This is a genomic window from Clostridia bacterium, assembly GCA_014360065.1.
GTDB lineage: Bacteria > Bacillota > DSM-521 > Neomoorellales > JACIYF01 > JACIYF01.
The window spans coordinates 1-4520 of sequence record JACIYF010000161.1; the positions used below are offsets into that span (position 1 = coordinate 1).

Below are 4520 nucleotides of genomic sequence, written 5' to 3' on the forward strand. Positions count from 1 at the left end.
GAGCCGGGTCTCCCATCTCAAAGTGGATTCCTTGATTTTGGTTGCGATCGGATGGGGGATCATGATATAGGGTTATTCCCTGCATGCTAATCGCCAAAACCTGTTCCGGCTTGGCACCAGCCTTATTGATAACTTCAGTGGCCGCCCGGGCAAACAAGCGGGCCAGGGTCACCTGCAGCCGGCTATAATGATAAGCCGAATACAGGTGGGGAGGAAAAACGCCAGCTATGGCCTCCTTGGTTTCGGCGTCAAAAGGCAATTCGTGGTGGGCAATAAGTTGGATTTTGCGTTCCTTGCCCCGGCCGCGAATCGCCACCAGGGCTGCGCTGATCCCATCACAGGAAGTGCCAGACATTAGCCCCACCATTAGCCTTTCTCGATCCGGATCTGGCCGGTGCCCAGGCCCCCAACACAACCGCAAACCGTCCTTCGAACCCTCAATAGTGCCCAAGTCCCATCCCCCCACCTTTGATGATCTGGTGGTAACCTAGATTGCATCCTTGATAATGATGTTTCCGTAGGCATCAACTTTGCCGCTCTGGCCAGGTAAAATCACTATGGTTGAATCAAATTGCTCGATAACCGCCGGTCCGAAAATTTCATCCCCACAAACCAGGTCTTGGCGCCAGTAAACTGGGGTAGGTACTAGGCCGTTCCCTGTTTCCTTAAAGTAGACGAGACGGTTACCTTTCGGCTTGCATACGATTGCACCCGTTCTCGAGTCAGCCTCACTTCCGGTTAGTTCAGGGCGGCTAAGCTTTCCGATGGCTGCGACTCGGAGGTTAACAATTTCCAGGGGTTCATCCAGTTCGGCTGCATAACCAAATTCCTGCTGATGTCGATCATGGAAGGCTTGGCACAGCCTACGCCAGCTGTCAATGCTTACAGCCCCTGCCTCTAGTGTTTTTGCAGGATAGGGCCAGCTTACTGTGAGCTCATGGGTTTGGGCCAGATAGCGCAAGTCTACGCTGCGCTCGAAAACCATGTCCTCTGCCTTGACTCCATCCACGGCCAACTGCCTCTTTCCTTCCTCTTCCATGGAGGCAAAGGCTGCCTCCACATCCTTTGCCTCAACCCGGTTGAGTTCTTGAATGTAAGAAGTAACGTAATCGTGGCGGATATCCGTGAGTAGCAGGCCCAAAGCTGACGTAACCCCCGGGTTCGGAGGTACAATTACTGCCTTCATAGAAAGTTCCCGAGCTATTTCCGCCGCCTGCAACGGACCAGCACCGCCACAGCAGAACAATGCAAATTCCCGAGGATCATAGCCCTTTTGCACCGTTATCTTACGAATGGCATTGGCAATGTTTTGGTTCAGCACTTCTACCATACCTCGAGCTGCAGCGTAGGTGTCCAACCCTAAAGGCTGGGCGATCTTTTCTTCTATGGCCTTCAGGGCCCGGTCCCGGTCTATGGGGAGCTGGCCTCCCAGTAAATGTTCTGGATTAAGCCTTCCCAGGACTACGTTGGCATCAGTTAACGTGGGCTCAGTCCCGCCCTTGCCATAGCACACCGGTCCGGGATCGGCGCCGGCACTCTGCGGGCCCATCTGCAGGACACCCCCGCGATCTATCCAGGCAATTGTTCCTCCGCCAGCTCCAATGGTAGATACATCGATGACCGGCAGATGGACTATGGTTCCAAACTCAATTTCTTGCTCAAGGCTCATCAAGAGTTCTCCCTGGTAAACCATAGCCACATCGGTACTGGTGCCACCAATATCTATGGAAACCAGGTTTTCCTCACCGATCAGCCGCCCAATCTCACGGGCCGCAATCACCGCCGCCGCGGGGCCCGAAAGCAAGGATCGGGGCGCTAGCTCCTCGACCTGGTCAGCCGGAGCCACCCCACCATTGGAAAGCATGACCAAGACCCGCCCTTGGTAACCTCCCCGGCCTAGCTCTTCCATCATGGAGCCGAGATAGCGCTTGAGCAAAGGCCCCACATAGGCTGCCACCACCGCCGTGCTGGTGCGCTCAAACTCACGCCACTCCCGCAAGAGTTGGCTGGAGTTGACCACGAAAAGATCGGGAAAGGCTTCCTTAATAATGCGGCAGGCTTCCACCTCATTAGCCGGATTGGCATAGGAATTGATAAAGACTACCGCCACCGACTCCATGCCCGCTCGAACTAGCTTCTCCGCAGCTGCCAGCACTTCACCCCGATTAACCGGTTTTAAGATGTGCCCGAAAGCATCGGTTCTTTCATCGATCTCCAGCCGGTAACGCCTGGGAACCAGTTCCTCAGGAGGATCCCATTGAACATCATAAAGCTTCCCCCGAGTGGTGCGGCGAATTTTCAGCACATCACGAAAGCCCTTAGTGGTAATGAGTCCGGTCCGGCATCCCTTCTTCTGAATTACCGCGTTGGTAGCCACAGTGGTACCATGAAGGAACATGGAAATATCCCGGGGGGCACAGCTCGAGCGCGCTAGTCCCTCCATAACCCCTCGCATCTGGTTATCTGGAGTACTAGAGGTCTTCTGTACCTGGAGCCTTCCAGTCATTTCATCTAGAAATACGAAGTCAGTAAATGTACCTCCCACATCTACTCCTACTCGCATCATAACTGACCACCCCCGAGCCGCTTTTGCCGGAGTTCAGCCCTGAGTCGGTTGGTTGCCGGGACGTTGACGGTCATGGTATCAGGATCGATGATTACTCCGTAGGCCTCGGCTGCGTGCTGGATAGATACGTACTCTTCGCGTACGTCCTCCAACACCGCCTCGGGATCGCGCTCCAACGGGTCGCCGTACCCGCCGCCTGCTCCTCCAAATACGGTGACCTCGTCTCCCTCCCGGATAACATACCCCACCGCCTTGAGACTTATATTCTTCTGGTTATCCTTGCCGTAGTTCAATACCAGCCCTTGTTTATCTGCAGAGCCGCCGCCAAAAAGCCCCCAGGCAGGAAAGCGTTCTCGGTCCCCTAGGGCAGTTAGGCGGGCTTCTCCGCGGGTAAGCATAAAGGTTTTGGTGGAGCCTAGCCCGCCGCGATACTTGCCGGGACCTCCAGAATCGGGGCGAAGCTGCCACTGCTTGAAAAGCAGGGGGTACTTGCGCTCGAAGACTTCCACCGGCGTAATGCGTGCGCCGCCACCGTACAGGGACACTAACCCCGAGCTACCATCCTTGGTGGCTCTGCCCCCAAATCCGCCTTCGCTAAAGAGGTAGGCTACATAGTAACGGTTGGCCGCTGGATCAAAGCCACCAATAGTTAGGTTGATCAATCCGTTGGGGCAGGCCATAACCTTATCGGGCACCGCCTGAGCCAGGGCCCCAAAGGTCACGCCTATCACTCTCTCGTAGACCGTTGCTGCCATGGCACTGAGAGCGGCAGGGGGCTTAGCGTTTACTACCGTTCCCTCCGGCATCACAAACCGGATAGGTTCGAAGCACCCATGATTCATGGGAATGTCAGGAAATAGCGATTTGGTGGCTACGAATACTGCCGAGGCCGTGCCGCTATAGGTGCTGTTGGCAGCGCTGCGAGTTTGGGGATCCGAACCGGTAAAATCAAATACCGCCTGGTCGCCTCGAATGCGGAGGGTAAGGTGAACCTTGACGGGTTCCGGATTGGCTGGGCTTTCCTGATCCAGGTATTCAGTCCACCGGTACTCACCATCAGGCATTGCCGCAAATTCCTGCTGGAGCAAGCGTTCGGAGTAATTGATAGCTTCGTCCATGCACTGAACAAAGGTATCTTTCCCGTATTTCTCGATTAGCCTGAGGAGCCTTTTCTCGCCCACCGTTGCCGCCCCCAGCTGGGCCCGGATATCGCCCTCCCGCTCCTCCGGAATCCGTACGTTGGCGAGGATAAGCTGATACACTCCTTCATCCAGCTTACCCTGCCTGACAATTTTAATGGGTGGGATTCTTAGACCTTCGCGGTAGTACTCGGTGGCATCAGGAGCAAAGCTGCCCGGCTCTGACCCGCCGACGTCGGGCCAGTGACCAACTATCGCCACTAGGGCCACCAGTTCGTCCTGCCAAAAAACCGGTTTGATGATGCCTACGTCGTTGAAATGAGTGCCTCCGACAAAGGGGTCATTAAGAATGAAGGCATCTTGAGGCCGGATGTCTCCTCGATAGCGCTCCAGGATGGCCCGGCAGGAGAATTCGAGCATGGTGACAAACACCGCCAGATCTGATTCCCCTTGAGCCACTAACCGGCCTCGGGCATCAAACACTGCCCCTCCTATATCCCGGCCTTCGGTGATTACCGCTGAATAAGCAGAGCGGAACATGGTTAGGTTCATTTCGTCGACAACGCTTTTTAAGGAGTTATGAAGCACGGCAAAGGTTACGGGATCGATGCTACCTCCGCCGGCACCGACATGCGATCCTCCAATCCTCTTACTATTGTCACCTGGGCCCGTCATAAAGCTGCACCCCCAACCTGGTGTACGATGCTTCCGAAACAAATTTCCTAAATCTATTGCAGCATAAGGACTCTAACCTTATGGAGGTTACCCCCCTCCCTGGGGAGAATCTTGTAAATACACAACCACCTCAGCAAAGG

Annotated in this window: 3 protein-coding genes; all 3 read right to left on the reverse strand. The window is 55.1% G+C overall.

Annotation, left to right across the window (positions count from 1 at the left end; translation table 11 throughout):
• Positions 1 to 451 (reverse strand): anhydro-N-acetylmuramic acid kinase (locus tag H5U02_14085; GenBank protein MBC7343551.1); only part of this gene is annotated, 451 nt, incomplete at its 3' end.
• A 36-nt stretch (positions 452 to 487) separates the two neighbouring features.
• A complete protein-coding gene (locus H5U02_14090) occupies positions 488 to 2566 on the reverse strand; it encodes a hydantoinase/oxoprolinase family protein (protein MBC7343552.1) in 2079 nt (692 codons plus the stop codon).
• Positions 2563 to 4380, reverse strand: a complete 1818-nt coding sequence (locus tag H5U02_14095; GenBank protein ID MBC7343553.1) for a hydantoinase B/oxoprolinase family protein — start codon at positions 4378 to 4380, stop codon at positions 2563 to 2565. Before H5U02_14095 ends, H5U02_14090 begins: the two co-directional genes overlap by 4 nt.
• Between the last annotated feature and the right edge of the window lie 140 nt (positions 4381 to 4520).